The sequence below is a fragment of the Curvibacter fontanus genome, from assembly GCF_054780335.1.
Window position 1 is genome coordinate 33448 of sequence record NZ_BAAGWN010000042.1, and the last position, 21118, is coordinate 54565.

At 67.7% G+C, this 21118-nt stretch carries 16 protein-coding genes; 10 read left to right on the plus strand and 6 right to left on the minus strand.

Translation table 11 applies throughout. The annotated features are described in order from the left end of the window. Positions 1-3: 3 nt before the first annotated feature. Both ACYVH8_RS14530 and ACYVH8_RS14535 read left to right on the plus strand, forming a co-directional pair. Entirely contained in the window at positions 4-2259 is a 2256-nt protein-coding gene (locus tag ACYVH8_RS14530) for a methyl-accepting chemotaxis protein (RefSeq protein ID WP_460489525.1), read from the plus strand. 39 nt (positions 2260-2298) lie between these two features. Next, the gene (locus ACYVH8_RS14535; protein ID WP_460489526.1) at positions 2299-8157 is read left to right on the plus strand and encodes a hybrid sensor histidine kinase/response regulator; all 5859 of its coding nucleotides are present in this window, start codon (positions 2299-2301) and stop codon (positions 8155-8157) included. 48 nt (positions 8158-8205) lie between these two features. On the opposite strand, the gene ACYVH8_RS14540 is transcribed toward ACYVH8_RS14535, so the two are convergent. Next, on the minus strand, positions 8206-9690 hold the full coding sequence (locus tag ACYVH8_RS14540; RefSeq protein WP_460489527.1) for a cryptochrome/photolyase family protein: 1485 nt from the start codon (positions 9688-9690) through the stop codon (positions 8206-8208). A 20-nt stretch (positions 9691-9710) separates the two neighbouring features. Here ACYVH8_RS14540 and ACYVH8_RS14545 point away from each other — a divergent pair, with 20 nt between their 5' ends. From ACYVH8_RS14545 to ACYVH8_RS14570, 6 genes are all read left to right on the plus strand, one after another. Continuing rightward, complete coding sequence (locus tag ACYVH8_RS14545; RefSeq protein ID WP_460489528.1) at positions 9711-10325, plus strand: YqgE/AlgH family protein; 615 nt, start codon at positions 9711-9713, stop codon at positions 10323-10325. Then, positions 10322-10747, plus strand: a complete 426-nt coding sequence (ruvX, locus tag ACYVH8_RS14550) for a Holliday junction resolvase RuvX (RefSeq protein WP_460489529.1) — start codon at positions 10322-10324, stop codon at positions 10745-10747. The genes ACYVH8_RS14545 and ruvX overlap by 4 nt, the downstream gene beginning before the upstream one ends. A 77-nt stretch (positions 10748-10824) precedes the next feature. Beyond that, the gene (gene pyrR / locus ACYVH8_RS14555) at positions 10825-11322 is read left to right on the plus strand and encodes a bifunctional pyr operon transcriptional regulator/uracil phosphoribosyltransferase PyrR (RefSeq protein ID WP_460489551.1); all 498 of its coding nucleotides are present in this window, start codon (positions 10825-10827) and stop codon (positions 11320-11322) included. Between the two features lie 51 nt (positions 11323-11373). After that, complete coding sequence (locus ACYVH8_RS14560) at positions 11374-12336, plus strand: aspartate carbamoyltransferase catalytic subunit (RefSeq protein WP_460489530.1); 963 nt, start codon at positions 11374-11376, stop codon at positions 12334-12336. Positions 12337-12352: 16 nt separating this feature from the next. Continuing rightward, positions 12353-13648: a dihydroorotase gene (locus ACYVH8_RS14565; RefSeq protein WP_460489531.1), complete on the plus strand. Its 1296-nt coding sequence runs from the start codon at positions 12353-12355 to the stop codon at positions 13646-13648. Beyond that, positions 13629-14396, plus strand: coding sequence for a lysophospholipid acyltransferase family protein (locus tag ACYVH8_RS14570; RefSeq protein ID WP_460489532.1), 768 nt, complete (start codon positions 13629-13631; stop codon positions 14394-14396). The genes ACYVH8_RS14565 and ACYVH8_RS14570 overlap by 20 nt, the downstream gene beginning before the upstream one ends. 3 nt (positions 14397-14399) lie before the next feature. On the opposite strand, the gene ACYVH8_RS14575 is transcribed toward ACYVH8_RS14570, so the two are convergent. Next, entirely contained in the window at positions 14400-15464 is a 1065-nt protein-coding gene (locus ACYVH8_RS14575; protein ID WP_460489533.1) for an ABC transporter ATP-binding protein, read from the minus strand. Positions 15465-15528: 64 nt separating this feature from the next. On the opposite strand from ACYVH8_RS14575, the gene ACYVH8_RS14580 reads away from it, so the two are divergent. Both ACYVH8_RS14580 and ACYVH8_RS14585 read left to right on the plus strand, forming a co-directional pair. Then, positions 15529-17154, plus strand: coding sequence for an ABC transporter permease (locus ACYVH8_RS14580; RefSeq protein ID WP_460489534.1), 1626 nt, complete (start codon positions 15529-15531; stop codon positions 17152-17154). 59 nt (positions 17155-17213) lie between these two features. Continuing rightward, the gene (locus tag ACYVH8_RS14585; RefSeq protein ID WP_460489535.1) at positions 17214-17588 is read left to right on the plus strand and encodes an ArsR/SmtB family transcription factor; all 375 of its coding nucleotides are present in this window, start codon (positions 17214-17216) and stop codon (positions 17586-17588) included. Positions 17589-17653: 65 nt separating this feature from the next. Here the strand turns inward: ACYVH8_RS14585 and ACYVH8_RS14590 are convergent, their stop codons facing one another. From ACYVH8_RS14590 to ACYVH8_RS14605, 4 genes are all read right to left on the minus strand, one after another. After that, positions 17654-18091: a DsrE family protein gene (locus ACYVH8_RS14590; protein WP_460489536.1), complete on the minus strand. Its 438-nt coding sequence runs from the start codon at positions 18089-18091 to the stop codon at positions 17654-17656. An 80-nt stretch (positions 18092-18171) separates the two neighbouring features. Next, positions 18172-19455 (minus strand): NAD(P)/FAD-dependent oxidoreductase, encoded by a 1284-nt coding sequence (locus ACYVH8_RS14595; RefSeq protein WP_460489537.1) that lies wholly within the window; start codon positions 19453-19455, stop codon positions 18172-18174. A 13-nt stretch (positions 19456-19468) separates the two neighbouring features. After that, complete coding sequence (locus tag ACYVH8_RS14600) at positions 19469-19789, minus strand: c-type cytochrome (protein ID WP_460489538.1); 321 nt, start codon at positions 19787-19789, stop codon at positions 19469-19471. A gap of 110 nt (positions 19790-19899) precedes the next feature. Further along, positions 19900-21006 (minus strand): YeeE/YedE family protein, encoded by a 1107-nt coding sequence (locus ACYVH8_RS14605; RefSeq protein ID WP_460489539.1) that lies wholly within the window; start codon positions 21004-21006, stop codon positions 19900-19902. Between the last annotated feature and the right edge of the window lie 112 nt (positions 21007-21118).

Genomic DNA, 21118 nt, shown 5'->3' on the forward strand with positions numbered 1-21118 from the left:
ACCATGTCCGTCCTCAACAAACTGACCCATCTCTTTGCCAAGAAGACACCTGACTCGGAGCAGAGTGTCGGCCTGAGTCTGGCCATGCCTGACGACCTGTCCGGTCTGCAGCCGCAACGTGGGGCAGATCCCGGGAAGGTAAACGACACCCGGTTGCAGGACCTGCCCGCGCCGGCCCCGCTGGACCAGGACGACCTGGTCAGCGTGCCGCTGCTGGGGAAGCGTCCGATTGCCGAGCAGCAGCGTCTGCTGTGGTGGTTGCTGGGTCTGGCGCTGGTGATCCTGGGGGCCATCGCCTTCGTCGCGCTGACGGCCGCCGACCGGGTGGCGCAGCAGCTGAACGCCACGGGCCAGTCCCTCATGCAGTCGCAGCGTCTGGCCAAATCGGTGTCGCAGGCGCTGGTGGGTGTGCCCCAGGCCTTCGCCGAGGTGAAGGAAAGCTCGGGTTATCTGGTGCGTTCCGTCAAGGGCCTGCGCGACAGCGACTTCGCTATGCGCCTGGAGCCCATCGACGCCGATCTGCTGCCCCAGCTCGAGAAGATCTTCCCCTTGATGGAGCGCGCCGAAAAGAGCGCGGCGGCCATCGTGGCGCAGGAGAAGATCCTGACCCAGGTCGGCGCCGCCCTGCGCACGATCAACCGCCAGTCCTCCGACCTGCTGGAAATCGCCGAGACCGTGTCCTCGCTCAAGCTGCAGCAGAACGCCAGCGCCGCGGAGATTTCCGCGGCCGGCCAGCTGGTGATGCTGACCCAGCGTATCGGCAAGTCCTCCAACGAATTCCTGACGGCCGAAGGCGTGAGCCCGGAGGCCGTGTTCCTGCTGGGCAAGGACCTGAACTCCTTCAAGGAAATCGCGCAGGGCCTGCTCGACGGCAGCCCCGAGCTGCGTCTCAATGCCTCCAAGGACGCGCAGACGCGTGAGCAGATCGAAGCCCTGATCAAGCTCTACGAGCAGACCCGCACGCAGGCCGGCGCCATTCTGGGCAATCTGCAGGGCCTGGTTTCGGCGCGCAGCGCGCAGATCACCGTGATCAACGACAGCGAGCCCCTGCGCCGCGACCTGGAGACTCTGCAGGCCGATCTGGCCGCACGCACCGGTCTGGGGACCACCTCGCTGCTGTCCCTGATCGCCGCTGCCGTCTTCGCGCTGATCTGCGCGGCCGGTCTGGCCCGCGTGCAGCTGATGGACAGCCGTCGCCGCCAGGTGATGGCCGAAGCGCAGCGACTCGAAGCCGAACGCCAGGAGCAGGAAGCCAAGCGCGTCAACGACGCCAACCAGGCGGCCATTCTGCGACTGATGAACGAACTGCAGACGGTGGCCGAAGGCGACCTGACGCAGGAGGCCACGGTGACCGAGGACATCACGGGCGCCATCGCCGACTCGGTGAACTACACGGTGGAAGAGTTGCGACTGCTGGTGGGCAACGTGCAGAACACGGCGGCCCAGGTGGCGCAGACGACGGCCGAGGTGGACCAGACGTCCACCGAGCTGCTGGCCGCCTCCAACGAACAACTGCACGAGATCCGTGAAACCGGCCGCTCCGTCGTGGACATGTCGACCCGCATCAACCAGGTGTCGCATCAGGCGCAGGAATCGGCCGCGGTGGCGCGTCAGTCGCTGCAGGCTGCCGAGTCCGGCCTCAAGGCCGTGCAGGATGCCATCGGTGGTATGAACTCCATCCGTGACCAGATCCAGGACACCTCCAAGCGGATCAAGCGCCTGGGCGAATCCTCGCAGGAGATCGGTGAAATCACCGAGCTGATCTCGGACATTACCGAACAGACCAACGTGCTGGCCCTGAACGCCGCCATCCAGGCCGCGTCCGCCGGTGAAGCCGGCCGCGGCTTCTCGGTGGTGGCGGAAGAAGTGCAGCGACTGGCCGAACGCTCCGCGGACGCCACGCGCCAGATCTCGGCGCTGGTGAAGGCGATTCAGACCGACACCCAGGACGCCGTGGCCGCCATGGAGCGTTCCACGCAGGGTGTGGTCGAAGGGGCCCGACTCTCCGACAACGCCGGTACCGCGCTGACCGAGATCGACCGCGTGTCGCGCCGGCTGGCCGAGCTGATCGAGCAGATTTCCGATTCGACCTCCAAGGAAGCCGCGATGGCCAGCGTGGTGGCCGACAACATCCAGCACATCTTTGCCGTGACGGAGCAGACCGGTGAAGGTACCCGCGCCACGGCGGCCCAGGTGCGCGAACTCTCGCGCATGGCCGAAGAGCTGCGCCAGTCGGTGGCGCGATTCAAGATTTCCTGATCCCCTCAGGCGCCGGTCACCCGCAGGAGCGACGTATCCATGCAAGCCCTCGCAGCCGCTAGCGGCGACAACGATCAGCCGGTCAACGACCTGGGGCCCCTGGCCTGGGTGCTGGACGAGCTGCGCAAATCGCTCGATGGCGCCAGCAAGGCCATCCGTCGTTTCGTGCGCGACGCCGAACTGGCCCGCGGCTCCGATCTGGAGTCGCTGGACGCCAGCCAGCTGCGCATCGCGCGCCAGCAACTGCACCAGGCCGTGGGTGCCCTGGAAATGGTGGGCCTGCCCGAGCCGGCCAAGGTGCTGCGGTCCATGGAGGCGCTGGCGCAGAAATTCGTCGAGCGCCCCGAGTCCTGCAGCGAGGACGCTGCGACCAAGGTCGAGCGCGCCAGTTTTGCCCTGATCGAATACCTGGAAAGCGTGCTGCGCGGCAAGGCGGCTTCGGCCGTGGCCCTGTTCCCGCAATACCGTGACATCCTGGAGCTGGTTGGCGAGGAGCGCGTCCACCCGGCCGAACTCTGGGCCCATGCCTGGCGCTGGATCGACGCCGATACGCCAGCCGCAGCCCAGCCCCTGGGCTACGACGCGGGGTTGCGCTCCCAGCTGGACTCGGCCGTGCTCAAGGTGGTCAAGACCGGCAGCGTGTCCTCGTCCCAGGCCCTGCGCGACATCTGCCTGGGGCTGGCCGCAGGCCAGCAGGCGTTGGAGGTGCGTTCTTTCTGGAAGATCTGCGCCGCCTACTTCGAGTCCATGGCGCTCAAGCTGTGCCCCTCCGACGTCTACGTCAAGCGCGCCGCCTCGCGTGTACTCATGCAGTACACCAGCTTGGCCAAGGGTTCGGCCGGAGTCTCGGACCGGCTGGCCCAGGACCTGCTGTTCTTCTGCGCCCAGGCCGTCCCCGCCGATGCGCAGGCCGCACCGGTGTTGAACGCTGTCAGGCTGGCCTATGGCCTGACCCAGACCAAGCCCGTCAACTACGATACGCCGCAGTACGGCCGTTTCGATCCGGCCGTGCTGGTGCAGGCGCGCAAGCGCATCGCCACCGCCACCGAAACCTGGTCGGCCCTCTCCGGCGGTGACACCAACCGCCTTAAGGTGGTGTCCGAACAGTTCACCCTGGTGGGCGAGTCGCTGCTCAAGCTGCACCCCGAGAACAAGGAACTGGCGCGCGCCCTGCTCAAGGCCGTGGATGGCACGGTGCGCTCAGGTGAACCCCCGAGCACGCCGGTGGCCATGGAAGTGGCGACCTCCATCCTGTACCTTGATGCCGCGTACGAGGACATGGATCCGACCGATGCCAGCATGAAGGAGCGCAGCGACCGGCTGGCGCGTCGCCTGGACCATGTGGTCGCAGGCGGACAGCCCGAGGCGCTCGAACCCTGGATGGAGGAGTTGTACCGCCGCGTCAGCGACCGCCAGACCATGGGCAGCGTGGTCGAGGAACTGCGCAGCAGCCTGACCGAGATCGAGAAGTCGCTCGATACCTTCTTCCGAAGCCCCAAGGACAAGGCGCCGCTCAACGACGTTCCCAACCAGCTGGCGCAGATGCGCGGCGTGTTCTCGGTGCTGGGGCTGGACCAGGCCTCTCTGGCCACCGTGCGCATGCGCGATACCGTCGAGAAGTTCCTGGTCGACAACATCGACGAGGACTCGGCGCGAACCGGTGTGTTCGAGAAATTCGGCAACAGCCTGGGCGCCCTGGGTTTCCTGATCGACATGCTGAGCTACCAGCGTGCCCTGGCCAAGAAGCTTTTCGTCTACGACGAGGACCTCGGTGAATTCAAGCCCCTCATGGGCCGCGAGCGCGAAGTGGCGGCCGTGGCTCCCGAGGCCCCGACCGCGCCTGTACCCGCCGCCGCCCCCGTGCCGCTTGCCCGCCCCGCAGCGCCGGCTGCGCCGGCGCCCTCAGCCGCCCCGGTTGCTGTCGATGCCGCCGACGATGATGGCGCCGAATTGCGCGACATTTTCCTGGACGAGGCCCGCGAAGTGGTGCACAACGGACAGGATGCGGTCCTGGCCCTTCTGGGGGACCCTGCCGATCTGTCGCAGCAGACCACGCTGCGCCGCGCCTTCCATACCCTCAAGGGCAGTTCGCGCATGGTCGGCTTCAACGAGTTCGGCGAAGCCGCCTGGGCCATGGAGCAGATGATGAACGGCTGGCTGGCCGAGCAGAAGCCGGCCCGTCCGGAATTGCTGCAACTCTCCAATACCGCCTTGCAAGGCCTGGGGCAGTGGGTCGAGGACATCGCCACCGGCAAGGATGCCGGCTGGAGTGCTGCGCCCTTCCGCCAGTCGGCCGACGCCATGCGCACGGATGGCAGGTTCGTTGCGCTGGACCTGCCGGTTGCTGCGCCTGCGCCCCAGGCTGCACCTGCCGTGGCTGTGCCTCCGGTTCCTGAACTGCCCCCGCTCACCGAAGAGCCGCCCCCTGTCGATTTCGAATCGACCCGGATGTTCGATATGGAGTCGGTCGATGCCAAGCCCCCTGGCAAGCCGGCCAAACAAGCCGTCGTCGAACCGATGGGGGAGATCGGCGACATCGACTTCAGCAGTCTGTCCAATGTGCCCCAGGCCGCGCAGCCGCCTGCACGTGTGAGCGAGCCTCCGGCCAGGCAGGACGGCGAGCTCGGCTTGTCCCTCGACTGGGCACCTACCAGTCTGGCCGGTCCTGAAGATCTGTCCCCGCTGAAAGAGGGCGCGAGCCAAGACTGGGCGACGACGCGCCTGGCCGAGCCGACCGAATTGCCGGCCTTTGAACTGCCGGAGCTGCAGAACAACTGGGCCGATACCGCGACCGGTTCCATGCACGATGACCTGCCGGATGTGCCCGATACAAAGGCCGCCGGGATTGAGGGCTTCGAGTTCGACCTGCCGGCGCCCACCCCGGCCGAAACGCCGGACGAGCAGGTCAAGGTCATCGGAACGCTGCGCATCGGCATTCCTTTGTACAACGTCTTTCTCAACGAGGCCGACGAATGGTCGCGCCGATTGCTGACCGAGCTCAACGAATGGTCGCTTGAGCTGCACAACCCCGTGCCCGACAGCGCCATCGCGCTGGCGCATTCGCTGGGTGGCAGTTCGGCCACGGTGGGCTTCTCCGCGCTGTCCGAGATCGCCCGTGCGCTGGAACAATCCATGCAGCACGTGCAGTTGCACGGCCAGGGCCTGCCTGAGCACGCCCAGGTTTTTGTGGCTGCGGCCGATGACATCCGGCATCTTCTGCACCAGTTTGCGGCCGGTTTCCTGAAGTCGCCCGAGCCCGGGCTGGTTGAAGCGCTGAATCAGATCCTGGGGACCGAATTCGCCCAGCTTGATGCCATGGAGCCAGGCAGCGCCCAGCCGGCCCTGACCGTCATCGAGGATCCCGACCTGGACCTGGGCGACCTCAGCTTCGACTTCTCGGCACCTGCGCCAGCCGGGCCTGTCGCCGTGTCGCCGCCGCCCGCCGCTGTCGCGCCCCTGCCGGGGGCTGCCAAGATCGTGGCAGTGGCCGATGACAGCGACGAGGATATCGACGCCGTCGATGTGATCGACCCCGACCTGTTCCCGATCTTCGAGGAAGAGGCCGCTGAACTCATGCCCCAGCTGGCTTCGTCCCTGCGCCAGTGGTCAGGTCGGCCCGACGACGGCCGCGCGCGCCTGGACGTGCTGCGTGTACTGCACACCCTCAAGGGCAGCGCCCGCCTGGCCGGAGCCATGCGCCTGGGTGAGCTGGCGCACCGCATGGAGTCGGCCATCGAGCAGATGGGCAGCGACTTCATCCAGGCCGCGCAGATCGACCCCATGCTCGCGCGCTACGACCGTGTGCAAGAAGTTTTTGACGAACTCTGCCGCGGCGGCCCTCAGGAAGAAACCCCCGCTGCGGCCCTGGTGGCCAGCGCTGCGCCGCCGCTGCGGGAAGTTCCGAAAGCCGTACCGCCAGCGGCTGCGCCCCAGCCCGCAGCCGCCCCGCGTCCTGCGCCGGCAGTGCGGCCGGTCATGGCGCCGGCGACGCCGGCCAAATTGCCGACGCCCGCAACACGCTCATCCCCGGGCCAGACCGTGCGGGTGCGCTCGCAATTGCTGGACCGCCTGGTCAACCAGGCCGGCGAGGTGATGATCACCCGCAGCCGGCTCGATGCCCGCCTGGGCCAGCTCAATGGTTCGCTCGACGAGCTCACCGCCAACCTGGACCGTCTGCGCACCCATCTGCGCGATGTCGAACTGCAGGCCGAATCGCAGATGCAGTCGCGTCTGGCCCAGGCCAAGGACACGGCCCAGGGCTTCGACCCGCTGGAGTTCGACCGTTTCACGCGCGTGCAGGAACTGACCCGCATGATGGCCGAGTCGGTCAACGACGTGGCCACCGTGCAGCGCAATCTGCAGCAGACCATCACCGGAACGGAAGACGACCTGATCGCCCAGGGCCGCCAGACGCGCGAACTGCAGCGCGACCTGCTGCGCACGCGCATGATGGAATTCGAAGGCATCTCCGAACGCCTGTACGGCGTGGTGCGCCAGGCCACCAAGGACTCGGGCAAGCAGGTCAAGCTCGATATCACCGGCGGCACCATGGAAATTGACCGTGGCGTGCTTGACCGCATGACACCCGCCTTCGAACACATGCTGCGCAATTCCGTCGCGCACGGCATTGAGACGGCGCAGCAGCGCGAAGCGGCCGGCAAACCGGCCGCCGGCGCCATCACCATCAGCCTGCACCAGGAAGGCAATGACGTCTCGGTCGTCTTCAGCGACGACGGCGCCGGCCTCGATCTGCCGCGCATCCGCGAGAAGGCCCTGTCCCAGGGCCTGGTGGCGCCAGGCCAGTCGCTCAGCGACGCCGACGCGGCGAACATGATCTTCATGCCCGGTTTCTCCACGGCAGCCAGCGTGACCGAACTGGCCGGACGCGGTATCGGCATGGACGTGGTGCGCTCCGAAGTGCAGGCCCTGGGGGGGCGCATCGAGACCGCCACCACGGCCGGCGCGGGCACCAGCTTCAAGCTGGTGCTGCCCCTGACCACGGCCGTGACGCAGGTGATCATGCTGCGCATGGGTGAATTGAGTGTGGGCGTGCCGGCCAATCTGGTCGAAATCGTGCGCCGCCTCAGCCATGTCGATCTGGAGCAGGCCTACGCCCAGGGCAGCATCGATTACGGCGGCGAGACAGTGCCTTTCTTCTGGTCTGGTGCGCTCTTGCAGGCCTCGGCCCGCAGCTACGAGCACGCGGGCAAGACCCAGCCGGTGGTGCTGCTGCGCAGCGCCGGTCAACGCCTGGCCATCCACGTGGACGAAGTGCTGGGCAACCAGGAAGTTGTGGTGAAGAACCTGGGGCCGCAGCTCTCGCGCCTGCCGGGTCTGGCCGGCATGTCGGTGCTGGCTTCCGGCGCCGTGGTGCTGATCTACAACCCGGTCGCGCTGGCCACCGTGTTCGGCGAGAAGGCCTACGAACTCCAGCAGGCCACCACGCTGGCGGCGCAGACCCCCGGCGAGATGCGCTTGCAGGCGGCCGCACAGACAGTGCTGCCCAGTGCGGGCGGCGAACTGCCCCTGGTGCTGGTGGTGGACGACTCCATCACCGTGCGTCGTGTCACGCAGCGCCTGCTGCGCCGCGAGGGCTACCGTGTGTCCATGGCGGCCGACGGCCTGCAGGCACTCGAACGCCTGGCCGAGGAACGTCCGGCCGTGGTGCTGTCCGACATCGAGATGCCGCGCATGGACGGCTTCGACCTGGCGCGCAACATCCGCGCCGACGCCAAGCTGCGCGACCTGCCCATCATCATGATCACTTCGCGCATTGCCGAGAAGCATCGTGAGCATGCCAAGGAGCTGGGTGTGAACCACTATCTGGGCAAGCCCTACGGCGAAGACGAGTTGCTGGGCCTGGTGAAACACTACTGCACGCAGGCCGTTCCGGCCTAAGACCGTGAACAGGCTCTGTCCCCGAGCCACGAGGCCCGGCTGCGTGGCTCAGTCTTCTTCCTTCTCCCCGTTTTTGCGCACCACGGCGTAGCGCGCCAGGGTCTGCGCGCGCGCCTCGTCGTGCGCCACCAGTGGCTGCGGGTAGCCGCTGCCCAGGGTCACGCCGGCTGCCGCCAGCTCCACGGGGCTGGCCAGCCAGGGCGCGTGCAGCGCGGCGTCAGGCAGGGCGGCCAGCTGCGGCAGGTAGCGCCGGATGAAACGGCCCTGAGGATCGAATTTCCTGCTCTGGCTGATCGGGTTGAAGATGCGAAACCAGGGCTGGGCATCACAGCCGCTGGAAGCCACCCACTGCCAGCCGCCGTTGTTGGCCGCCAGGTCGAAGTCATTGAGCTTCTCGGCGAAGTAACGCTCACCCCATTGCCAGTTGATGCCGAGATCCTTGACCAGGAAACTGCCCGCCACCATGCGCAGGCGGTTGTGCATGTAGCCGCTCTGGTTGAGCTGGGCCATGGCGGCGTCGACGATGGGGTAACCCGTGCGGCCCTCGCACCAGGCTGCAAACAGCGCTTCGGCGTGCGCGCCCTGTTCCCATCGGATGGCGTCGTAGGCAGGGCGGAAGGCGCTGCTAGTCACATGGGGGAAGTTGGCCAGGATCTGGCAATAGAACTCGCGCCAGACCAGCTCGCTGAGCCAGGTGGCCGCCCCCGGGCTGCCCTGGGCACTGCGCAACTGGGCCGTGCCCACCAGTCGCCGCAGCGAGACCGTGCCGAAACGCAGGTGCACCCCCAGGTAACTCGGGCCCTTGAGCGCGGGGAAATCGCGTGTGGTGTGGTACTGGTCCATGCGCTCGAAGAAGTCCCCGAAGAGCTGGCGGGCGCCGCTGCTGCCCGCGGGGATCTTGAGCTGGCTCAGGTGGCTGGGCTCGAAGCCGATGTCGGCCAGGCCGGGCACGGGGTCGCGCAGGGACTCGGGCCTGGGCGCCAGGCCGGCGGCCAGGGGGCCGACGTCGAACACCGGCAGTTGTGTGGCCTGCAGCCGCGCCAGCCAGGCCTTCTTGTAAGGTGTGAACACGGTGTAGGGCGTGCCGCCGCCCGTGAGGACCTCTCTGCCCTCGAAGATCACGTGGTCCTTGCAGGTGTGCAGGGCGATGCCCAGGCTGGCCAGGCTGCCGCGCACGCGGGCGTCGCGTGCCTGGGCCTGAGGCTCGTAGTCGTGCGCGGCATACACGGCCTGCACGCCCAGCGCCTGGGCCAGGGCCGGCAGGGCCTCGCTGGCGCTGCCCTGGCGCACGATCAGGCCAGCGCGCTCCTGCCCGGCCAGGGCGCGCAAGTCCGCATCCAGCTCGACCAGACAGGCACGGATGAACGCCACCCGGCGGTCGGCGCGGGGCAGGGGATCGAGGATGTCGCGGTCGAAAACAAAGGCGCAGTAGACCCGCCGGCACTGCTGCAGGGCCAGGTGCAAGGCCGCGTGATCGTCCACCCGCAGGTCGCGGCGGAACCAGACCAGACCGGAATCCAGGGTTTTTTGCATATCACCGTTAAAATCAGGGCATGGCCGATGATTCTGCACCCATCAACCTCACGAATCATTTCCTGATCGCCATGCCCGGTCTGGCCGACGAGACTTTTGCCAAAAGCGTGGTCTACCTCTGCGAGCACAGCGAGCGCGGGGCGCTGGGCCTGATGATCAACAAACCCACCGATATCAAGCTGCAAGGCCTGTTCGACAAGGTCGAGCTGCCTCTGGGCCGCGCCGACCTCAAGGACAGCCCGGTGTTCCACGGCGGCCCGGTGCAGACCGAACGGGGTTTTGTGCTGCACGAGGCCCTGCTGAACATGCCGCCACCGGCCGAGGGCGAGGACAAGCCCGAGCCGGTCTACGCCTCCACCATGATGATCCCCGGCGGGCTGGAGATGACCACCTCACGCGACGTGCTCGAGGCCCTGTCCACCGGCGCCGGCCCCAGCCGCGTGCTGGTCTCCCTGGGCTACTCGGCCTGGGGCCAGGGCCAGCTCGAATCCGAGATCGGCGAAAACAGCTGGCTCATCGTCCACGCCGACCCCATCGTGATCTTCGAGACCCCGGTGGCCCAGCGCTACGACAAGGCCCTGTCCCTGCTGGGCCTGCAGGCCTGGATGCTCTCGCCCGATGCGGGGCACGCATGAGTACAACGTCCGCGCCTGCCGTGACGTCCGTACCTGCTGCACAGCAAAGCTTTCTCGCTCTGGATTTCGGTCTCAAGCGCACCGGTGTCGCGGTCGGCAACCGCCTGCTGCGCCAGGCCCAGCCCCAAGCCACCATCCGCGCCGAGGGGGACGCCCGCTTCGAGCGCATCGCCGAACGCCTCAAGGAATGGCAGCCCGACGCCCTGGTGGTGGGCGTGCCTTTCCACCCCGACGGCGCGCCGCATGAGAATACGGCCCGGGCGCAGAAGTTCGCGCGTCAGCTGCGCGGGCGTTTCGGCCTGCCGGTCTACGAGGTCGACGAACGTTACAGCACCACCGAGGCCCTGGCCGCCGGCGCGGCCGATGCCGACGCGGGAGCGGCCTGTGTCATCCTGGAGCAGTTTTTGAGGAGCCTGGAATGAGTACCCTGAGCGACGACGGGTCGTCCCAAGGCGCGAAGGCCCCCTCGGGGGGCGGCGCAGCACACGCAGTGGCCAGCGTGGGGGCGTTGTTTCTCGATGCCGAGGCCCTGTACCGCGAGCTTTTTCGCGGCGTGCAGGGCCTGTGCACGCCACAGACGTGCCTGGTCGGCGTGACCTCGGGCGGCGCCTGGCTGGCCGAGCGCCTGCAACGCGACCTCAAGCTGCCCGGTGAGCACGGCACCATCTCCTCGGCCATGCACCGCGACGATTTTGCCCAGCGCGGCCTGTCCGGCGGCGGCCAGACCGTGCTGCCCTTCGACGTCAACGAGGCGCAGATCATCGTGCTCGACGACGTGCTCTACACCGGGCGCACCATCCGCGCCGTCATCAACGAGCTGTTCGACTACGGCCGCCCGGCCGACATCAAACTGGCCGTGCTGGTGGACCGTGGCGGGCGTGAGCTGCCCATCCAGGCCGATTTCGCCGCCGCGCGCGTGGCGCTCGCTGCCGACCAGTCGCTGGCGCTGGCACGCGACAAGAGCGACCGCTTCAGCTTCCAGGTGGAGGCGGCATGAAACACACCACCCGCACCCTGCCTCACTGAGCGAACCGACCAGACCAGACCCATGCTGTACAAACGCAACCCCCAACTCAACAAGCACGGCGAGCTGATCCACCTGCTCTCAACCGAAGGGCTGCCGCGCGAGATCCTCACGCACATCCTGGACACGGCGGCCAACTTCGTCAGCGTCAGCGACCGCGAGGTCAAGAAGGTGCCGCTGCTGCGGGGCAAGAGCGTGTTCAATCTCTTCTTCGAGAACTCCACGCGTACCCGCACCACCTTCGAAATCGCCGCCACGCGCCTGTCGGCCGACATCATCAACCTCGACATCGCGCGCTCCTCGGCCTCCAAGGGGGAGAGCCTGCTCGACACCATCGCGAACCTGAGCGCCATGGCGGCCGATCTCTTCGTGGTGCGCCACAGCGAATCCGGCGCGCCCTACCTGATCGCCCAGCACGTGGCGCCGCACGTGCATGTGATCAACGCCGGTGACGGTCGCCACGCGCACCCCACGCAGGGCCTGCTGGACATGTACACCATCCGGCACTACAAGAAAGACTTCAGCAACCTCACGGTGGCCATCGTCGGCGACGTGCTGCACTCGCGCGTGGCGCGCTCCGACATCCACGCGCTCACCACCCTGGGCTGCGCCGAGGTGCGCGTGGTCGGCCCCAAGACCCTGGTGCCGGCCGCCATGGCGCCCATGGGCGTGCGCGTCTGCCACACGCTCGAAGAAGGTATCAAGGGCGCCGACGTCATCATCATGCTGCGCCTGCAAAACGAACGCATGAGCGGCGCGCTGCTGCCCTCCAGCCAGGAGTTCTTCAAGAGCTTCGGCCTCACGCCCGAGAAGCTGCAGCTGGCCAAACCGGACGCCATCGTCATGCACCCGGGCCCGATCAACCGCGGCGTGGAGATCGATTCGGCCGTGGTGGACGGCAAGCAGAGCGTGATCCTGCCGCAGGTCACCTTCGGCATCGCGGTGCGCATGGCGGTGATGAGCATCGTGGCCGGTAACGAAGCGTGAGCGGGAGCAAACCAGAATGAAATTGTTGATCAAGGGCGGCCGTGTCATTGACCCCGCCAGCAACCGCGACGAGATCGCCGACCTGGCCATCGCCGCCGGCCGCATCGTCGCCATCGGCAAGCTGCCGGCCGATTTCGCGCCCAACCGTGTGATCGAGGCCGCCGGCTGTGTCGTCGCCCCCGGTCTCATGGACCTGGCGGTGCGCCTGCGCGAGCCTGGCCACGAGCACGAGGGCATGCTCGAATCCGAGATGGCTGCCGCCGTGGCCGGTGGTGTCACCGCTCTCGCCTGCCCGCCCGACACCGACCCCGTGCTCGACGAGCCGGGCCTGGTCGAGATGCTCAAGTTCCGCGCCGAGAAGCTGCACCAGGCGCGTGTCTTCCCCATCGGCGCGCTCACGCGCAATCTGCAGGGCGAGATCCTGACCGAGATGGCCGAACTTACCGAGTCCGGTTGCGTGGCCTTCAGCCAGGCCGATGTGCCCCTGGTCAACACCCAGATCCTGCAGCGCGCCTTCCAGTACGCCAGCACCTTCGGTTACGCGGTCTGGCTGCGCCCGAACGACCATTACATGGGTCAGGGTGTGGCGGCCAGCGGCGCGCTGGCCACGCGCCTGGGTCTGTCGGGCGTGCCGGTGGCCGCCGAGACCATCGCCCTGTACACCATCTTCGAGCTGATGCGGGCCACCGGCGCGCGCGTGCACCTGTGCCGCCTCAGCAGCGCGGCCGGTGTGGCCCTGGTAAGACTGGCCAAGGACCAGGGCCTGCCCGTCACCTGCGACATCAGCATCAACTCCCTGCACCTGACCGACAACGACATCGGTTACTTCGACAGCCGCATGCGCCTCAACCCGCCGCTGCGCCAGCAGGCCGACCGCGATGCCTTGCGCGAAGCCCTGGCCGACGGCACCATCGACGCCCTGGTCTCCGACCACACGCCGGTGGACGAAGACGCCAAGATGCTGCCCTTTGCCGAGGCCGAACCCGGCGCCACCGGCGTGGAGTTGCTGTTGAGTCTGGCACTCAAGTGGGGGCAGGAAAGCGGCGTGGGTCTCACGCGGGCCCTGGCCGTGCTCAGCAGCGAACCCGCGCGCGTGCTGGGTAACGCCCTGGGCACCCTGCAGGCCAGCGCCGGCCAGCTCGTGGTGGGTGGCGTGGCCGACGTCTGCGTCTTCGACCCGCAGGCCGAGTGGACGGTGCAGCCTGAAGTGCTGCGCAGCCAGGGCAAGCACACGCCCTTTGCCGGTTACGAGCTGCCCGCGCGCGTGCGCTGCACCATCGTCGGTGGGCAGATTGCCTATCAGGCCGCCTGAAGTTTCCAGGCTGCGTGCGGTCTGGCGACTGGCGCGGGCCAGCACGCACATCGTCGCGGGCCTGCTGACCATCCTGCTGCGTTTTCCGCGCCTGAGTGAGGAGCAGCGCGCCATCCGCGTGCAGGTCTGGTCGCGCGAGATGCTCGCGCGCCTGGGCATCCGGCTCGAAGTGCAGGGCGAGGCCGCCTTGCCCGGCCCCTTGCTGCTGGTGGCCAACCACATCTCCTGGCTGGACATCACCTCGCTGCACGCCGCGCGTTTCTGCCGCTTCGTCTCCAAGGCCGACGTCCAGGCCTGGCCGCTGATCGGCGCCCTGGCCAGCGGCGTGGGTACGCTCTTCATCCAGCGCGAGTCACGCCGTGACGCCATGCGCGTGGTGCACCACATGGCCGACAGCCTGCGCGCCGGTGACGTGCTGGCGGTTTTCCCCGAAGGCACCACCAGTGATGGTGTGGACCTGCTGCCCTTTCACGCCAACCTGCTGCAGGCCGCCATCGCGGCCGGCGCGCCCGTACAGCCCGTGGCCTTGCAGTTCATCGACACGCGCAGCGGCGAGCGCAGCCGGGCGCCCGCTTATGTGGGTGACGACACCCTGCTGGGTTCGGTCTGGCGCACGGTGCGCGCGCGCGGCATCACGGTGCGCATCGTCTTTGGCGTGGTGCAGGACTCGCAAGGACGCGAGCGGCGGGTCTGGGCGCAGGCACTGCGCGCCACGGTCATGCAGCTGCGCGAAGCGCCGCCGGTCTGAGCCTCAGGCCCGCTCGAAGGTGACCACATGGTCCACCTCGGGCCGGATGCCGATCCACTCGCCGATCCTGTGGTCGTGGTGGCTGGGCACATGGGCCAGCACGGTCTGGCCACCGGCCAGGCGCAGGGTGTAGAGGAACTCCGAACCGCGAAAAGCCTTGCGGATGATCTCGGCCTTCACGGGCGCGTTGTCGTCGTGAACGATGTCGTCGGCGCGCAGCAGCACATCGCATTCGCCGCCGGCAAACGCACCGGGCAGGGGGCATTCGGCCACGTCGGTCAGCTCGCCCAGCGGCGTCTGCACCACGATCTGCTGGTTCACTTCGCGCAGGGTGGCCGGCGCGAACACGCCATGGCCGATGAAGTCGGCCACGAAACGCGTGGCCGGGCGGTGGTAGAGCGTGTAGGCATCGTCCCACTGGTGCAGGCGGCCCTGGTGCATGACACCGATGGTGTCGCCGATGGCGAAGGCCTCGAGCTGGTCGTGCGTGACGAACAGGGCCGTGGCCTGCGCGGCCTTGAGGATGTTGCGCACCTCGTGCGCCAGGCGCTCGCGCAACTCGACGTCGAGGTTGGAAAAGGGCTCGTCCAGCAGCAGCAGCTGCGGGCGCGGCGCCAGCGCGCGGGCGAGGGCCACGCGCTGCTGCTGCCCGCCCGAGAGCTCGTGCGGGTAACGCGACTCGCTGCCTGCCAGTCCCACCAGAGCCAGCACCTCCTGCACGCGCGCTGCGCGCTCGGCGCGCGGCAGCTGGTGAATGCCGAAAGCCACGTTGTGCCCCACGTCCAGGTGCGGGAAGAGGGCGTAGTCCTGAAACACCATGCCGATGCGGCGCGCCTCGGGCGCCAGCTGGGTGCTGGCGCTGCCCACCACCTGGCCCGAGAGGCGGATCTCGCCGCCGTTCACCGGCTCCAGCCCGGCCACGGCACGCAAGAGTGTGGTCTTGCCGCAGCCTGAAGGACCGATCAGCACGCCGATGTCGCCGGCGCGCAGCCCCAGCGACACGTCCTGCACTGCGGCCTGGGCCGCGCCGGGGTAGCGTACTGCGAGCTTGGAGACTTCAAGGAACATGGTGGCTCATTTTAGATGCTTACAATTCTCATTACGCTCCTTATCCCTCACGGGTGCCCCGTTCATGGCCTTGCGCCGGCTTCGTCACCTTTTCCTGCTGCTCTTCACTGCCGCCCTGATGCTGCCCGTGCTCGCGCTCCTGGGCGCCTGGCTGCCCGGTGGCGCACCCGGGGCCCAGGCCACGGAGATCCTGCGCGAGATGGCGCGCACCGTCCTGCCCGACTACCTGGCCACCACGGTGGGGCTCTGCCTGCTGGTGACCATGGGGGTGATCGTCGTGGGCCTGTCCTCGGCCGCGGCCGTGACCCTGTTCGACTTTCCGGGTCGGCGCTTCTTTGAATGGGCGCTCCTGCTGCCCCTGGCCATGCCGGCCTATGTGATCGCTTACGCCTACACCGACTTCCTGCAGTACAGCGGCCCCTTGCAGGGCTGGCTGCGCGCGGTCACCGGCCTGCAGGGACGCATGTTCCCCGAGATCCGCAACACCGCGGGCGCGGCCTGGGTGCTGACCTTCGCGCTCTATCCCTACGTCTACCTGCTGGCGCGCACGGCCCTGGCCGAGCGCGCCAGCCATCTCATGGAAGCGGCCCGCCTATTGGGGGCGCCCCTGTCGCGCCGCATCCGCGAGGTGGCCCTGCCGCTGGCACGTCCGGCCGTGGCCGCCGGCGTGGCGCTGGCGCTCATGGAAACCCTGGCCGACTTCGGTGTGGCCAGTTACTTCGGCATTCAGACCTTCACCGCCGGCATCTACAAAGCCTGGCTGGCCATGGACAACCGCATCGCCGCGGCCCAGCTGGCCACCCTGCTGCTGGGTTGCGTGGCCCTGCTGCTCTGGCTGGAGCACCGCTCGCGCCAGCGCCTGCGTTTCGTGAGTTCGCGCACCGCGCGCCAGGCCTATGCGGAAGCGCGGCCGGTACCGCTGCGTGGCCTGCGCCTGGTGGCCGCCTGGGCCGTCTGCGGCCTGCCGCTGCTGATGGGTTTTGTGGCGCCGGTGCTCTTCATGTTCCGACCGCTGGTGGCCGGCTGGGCCGAGCTGCCCTGGGAGCGCTTCCCGGTTTGGGCCGGCAACAGCGTGCGCCTGGGGCTGATCAGCGCCGTGCTGGCCGTGGCCGTGGCCCTGCTGCTGGCCTACGCGCTGCGGCGCCTGCCCGACGTGCTGACACGCACCGTGGTCCGGCTGGCCAGCCTCGGGTATGCCGTGCCGGGCGCGGTCATCGTGGTGGGCCTGCTCCTGCCCGTGGGCTGGGTGCAGGCCCGCTGGCCGCAGGCCGGCGCCGCCTACTGGGTCACGGCCACCTCGCTGGGCCTGGTCTGGGCCTATCTGGTGCGCTTTGTGGCCGTGGCCCTGCAGTCCCTGCAAAGCGGTTATGCCCGCATCCCGGCCAGCCTGGACGACAGCGCGCGCATGCTGGGCGGTGGCGGCTGGGGCCTGCTCGCCCGTGTGCACTGGCCCCTGCTGCGCCGTTCGGTGCTGGCGGCCACGCTGCTGGTTTTCGTGGACGTGATGAAGGAGCTGCCCGCCACCCTGGTGCTGCGGCCCTTCAACAGCGACACCCTGGCCGTGGTGGCCTACCAGCTGGCCCGCGACGAGCGCCTGGGTGAGGCGGCCCTGCCTTCGCTGGCCCTGGTGCTGGTGGGCCTGATCCCGGTGCTGTTGCTGAGCCGTACCCTGCGTGATAAGAATGGATGATGAAAGTACCCGTCCATCTGTAGAATGAGCATGTACTTATATAGCAGGGATCAGCTGTCATGAGCAAGCGTTCCATCCAGACAAGCCCGGCCACCGTGACCGAGCCCGACCAGGTTTTCGAACTGGCGGCAGAGGTTTTTCGTGTCATGTCCGCGCCCATGCGTCTGAAGATCATCAGCCACCTCTGCGACGGCGAGCGCAACGTCAGCTACCTGCTGGGCAAGATCGACACCACCCAGCCCAATATGTCGCAGCACCTGACCACGCTGTACCAGGCCGGTGTGCTGGGCAAGCGCCGCGAAGGCGTGCAGATCTACTACCGCATCATCGATGACCGGGTGTCGGCCCTGTGCCGAGCGGTGTGCACACAGATCGCCTCCGAGGCGAATTTCGAAATGCCCTCGGCCGAGCATTCGACCTCGCCGGCCGCCTGAGCACTGGCGCGTCCGCCAAAGCAAAGGGGCCTGAGAGGCCCCTTTTTGCTGTGCGCGTCGGGTGCTCAGGGCTTGAGGTAGACGTAACCTTCCTGCGCCTGCAGGCGTGCCACCTCGGCCACGCCCGAGGGCACGATCCTGGCCTCCATCAGCACGCGGTCGGGGCTGATGTTGCGCGTCGTCAGCGTGTTGTTGCAGACGCGGAAATCCACGCCCTTGCTCGCCAGGTCGCTGACGGCGCCGCTGAACTCGCGGCCCTGGCTGTCCTTGGCGTCCTGCAGCAGGAAGTTGATGCCCGGGCCGTGCGTGACCACCACGATCTTGGCCTTGGGATCGGCGTTCAGGTGGTTGCGGATGTTGTTCAGGATGGCCGGCATCGTGTTCACGTCGGTGTTCACGTGGTAGACGGCCTTGACCTGCTGCGTGGCTTGCGCCTGTGCTGTCGACGAGAAACCCAGGGTGGCCGCGCAGGCCAGGACGAGGGTGGTGATGATTTTGTACATGAGCAACTCCTTAATCCGTCAACAAGAAAAAGCCGGCCTGGGCCGGCGGTGAGCCCGGTGTGCCACCGGGCCCGGCAAGATCAGAGCAGTGTATCCGCCCAGATGTTGTGCGCCCAGTTCATCGCGTAGATGCCTTCGAGCTCGGTGGGGCCGGGTGAGACGCCGCCCGAACCCGGTACGGTCTTGTAGGTCTTCTCGGCTGCGTCGTACTGGTGGACCGAAGCCACATGCACCACCAGCTTGTCGTTGACGAAGCTGTAGCAGGTGTTGGTCAGCAGGGGTTGCGGGTTGACCTCCAGGCCCGAGAGCTGGGCCACCACGGCGGCGGCCACCACCTTGCCGTGCGAGTTGGCCATGTGGCCGGACTTGGGCATCAGTGGCGCGGCGAGCACCGAGTCGCCGATCACGTGCACGTCCTTGGCGGCGGTGGACTCGAAGGTCTGGTAGTTCACATTGCACCAGCGGCCATTGGCATTGGCCAGACCCGACTGCATGGCGATCAGGCCCGCGCTCATATTGGGCAGCACGTTGAGCACGTCGGCCTTCACGTCGTCCGAGGTTTCGAACTTGACGGTATTGGTTTTCGCATCCACGGCGATGGCCTTGAGGTTGCCGCGGAACTCCAGCATGCCGGCGTAGTTCTCGGCCCAGAACTTCTTGAACAGCGGGCCCTTGGAGGTGACGTCCGGGTTGGCGTCCAGGATCAGCACCTTGGATTTGGGCTTGGCCTTCTTGAAATAGCTGGCCACCTGGCTGGCGCGCTCGTAGGGGCCGGGCGGGCAGCGGTAGGGCGCCAGCGGCACGGCGATGGCGTAGACGCCGCCGTCGGGCATGGCCTCGAGCTGGCGGCGCAACGCCGCGGTCTCGGGGCCGGCCTTCCAGGCCTGCAGGATCCGGCCCGAGGCGCTCGCGTCCTTCAGGCCTTCCACGCTGCCCCACATCATGTCCACACCGGGCGAGACGATGAGCTTGTCGTAGGCCAGCGTGGCGCCGCCGGCCAGCGTGACGGTCTTCTTGCCGCGGTCGATGTCCGTCACGCGGTCGCGCGCGTGGATCACGCCGTGGGTGCTCTTGAGCCTGTCATAGGGCGTGGTGATATCGCCCATGGTCTGGGTGCCGCCGATCACCAGGTTGGAGATCGGGCAGGAGATGAAGCTCTCATTGGGCTCCACCAGCACCACGTCGATCTGGTAGTTGGAGAGCATGCGCACGTATTTGGCGGCAGTGGCGCCGCCGTAGCCGCCGCCGATCACGACGACCTTGGCCTTGGCGGGGAGGGGGGCGGTGCTGGCGCAACCCACCATGGACAGCGGGCCCACGGCGCCGAGCGCGAGAGAGGCTTGTACGAAGCTGCGACGTTTCATGGCATGCTCTCCTTCAGCGCTTGAGGGTGGCGAAGTAGCTGGCGGCGGACTCGATCTGCTGATCGGTCAGCCCCTTGGCCAACTGGTGCATCACGGTGGCCGGACGCGTGCCGTTCCTGAAGGCGTTCATCTGCTGGACCATATAGTCCTTGGGCATGCCGGCCAGCGAGGGCACGGACGAGCCCTGCACCGTGCGGCCGTCGGTGCCGTGGCAGTTGGCGCAGGTGGCGGCCAGCGCGCGCTGGTGCAGGCGGGCAGCGTCCTGCGCGCAGGCGGAGGTGGCAGCGATGCCGGACAAGAGCATCGCGGCCCATCGGGTTTTGAAGCGCATCATGGGTCTCCTTCTGGGTGCACCTGGCATCAATCGGAACGAATGTAGCGAGGCGTTCCTGCATTGTCGCCCGGTGTTTACCCTGAAACCCATACGGGTATGCGGGCAAGCGGTCAGGGCGCCTTCATATCGGCCGGCGTGCCGGTCACGCGCTCGTTCGCCTGATGCGGGGTGGCCTGGCTGTCCATCAAGCGGTCGGTGAGGCCGGCGCCCGCCCACATGCCGATCAGCGCCAGCCAGGCCGTCAGCGCGAAGATGGCGCCGCCCGTCATGCCTGCGCCCACCGCACAGCCACCCGCCAGCATGGAGCCGAAGCCCATGAGCATGGCGCCGGCGATGTAACGCCGCATGCTGTAGCCGTCCTTGAAGCCTTCGAGCTTGAAGTCGCCGCCCACCAGCGCGCCGGCGAAGGAGCCCGCGAACACGCCGGGCAGCAGGCCGAAGTCGAAGCCCACGGGCGGCGCCGGCGCGGCCAGCACACGCATCAGCCATTCGGCCGAGGGGCCGCTGAACGTCAGCCCCTGCACCGGGGTCGCGCCAAAGTTGTTGATGGAGATGAGGTGCGTGGTCCACCAGCCGGCGGCCACGGCCAGGCCGGTGCCCATGCCACCCACCCATTTCCAGAGGCCCCAGCCGCTGCGGATGGCAAAAAACAGGGCGGCCGCGAACCACAGCAGGCCGACCGTCAGGCCACCCCAGGACCCGATGCCCGTGATGGCCAGCAGGTCGCGGGTGGGGCCCCCTTCCACCGTCCACCAGCTGCTGACGGTCAGGCGCAGCGGGGCCAGCGAACCCGAGAGTGCGGCCTGCGCCGTGACGGCGAAGATCAGGCCCGAGAGCAGGGCGCGCAGGTTGCCGTTGGCGGAGAGCACCAGCAGACGGCTGGCGCAGCCGCGCGTCATGATCATGCCGGCGCCAAACAGCAGGCCGCCGATCAGCGCGCCCGAGAGGCTGCCCCGGGTGGCGATCTGGCGTGCCGCGCTGACGTCCAGCGCGTGCAGCACGATCAGCCCTTGCACCAGCACCACGGCAGTGGAGAAGGCCAGCAACCAGACCGAGAGCTTCTCGCCGAACTTGCGGTGCCAGAACTCGATGGTCGCCGCACGCAGGCAGAACCTGGAGCGCTGCGCGAAAAAGCCGAACAGCAGGCCGATCAGGGCGCCACTGGCGGCCAGCACCAGGTTTTCACCGTGTTGTTCAAGGATGGTTGCCAGATTCATCTCGCGGCCCCATAATTTCGTAATTGCTTATATTTGATGTTAAACATAATTAAATGGTAGCGGCTTGACCTGCCTCAAAAATATGCCATGGGGTGCATAAGAGGCGGGTCTG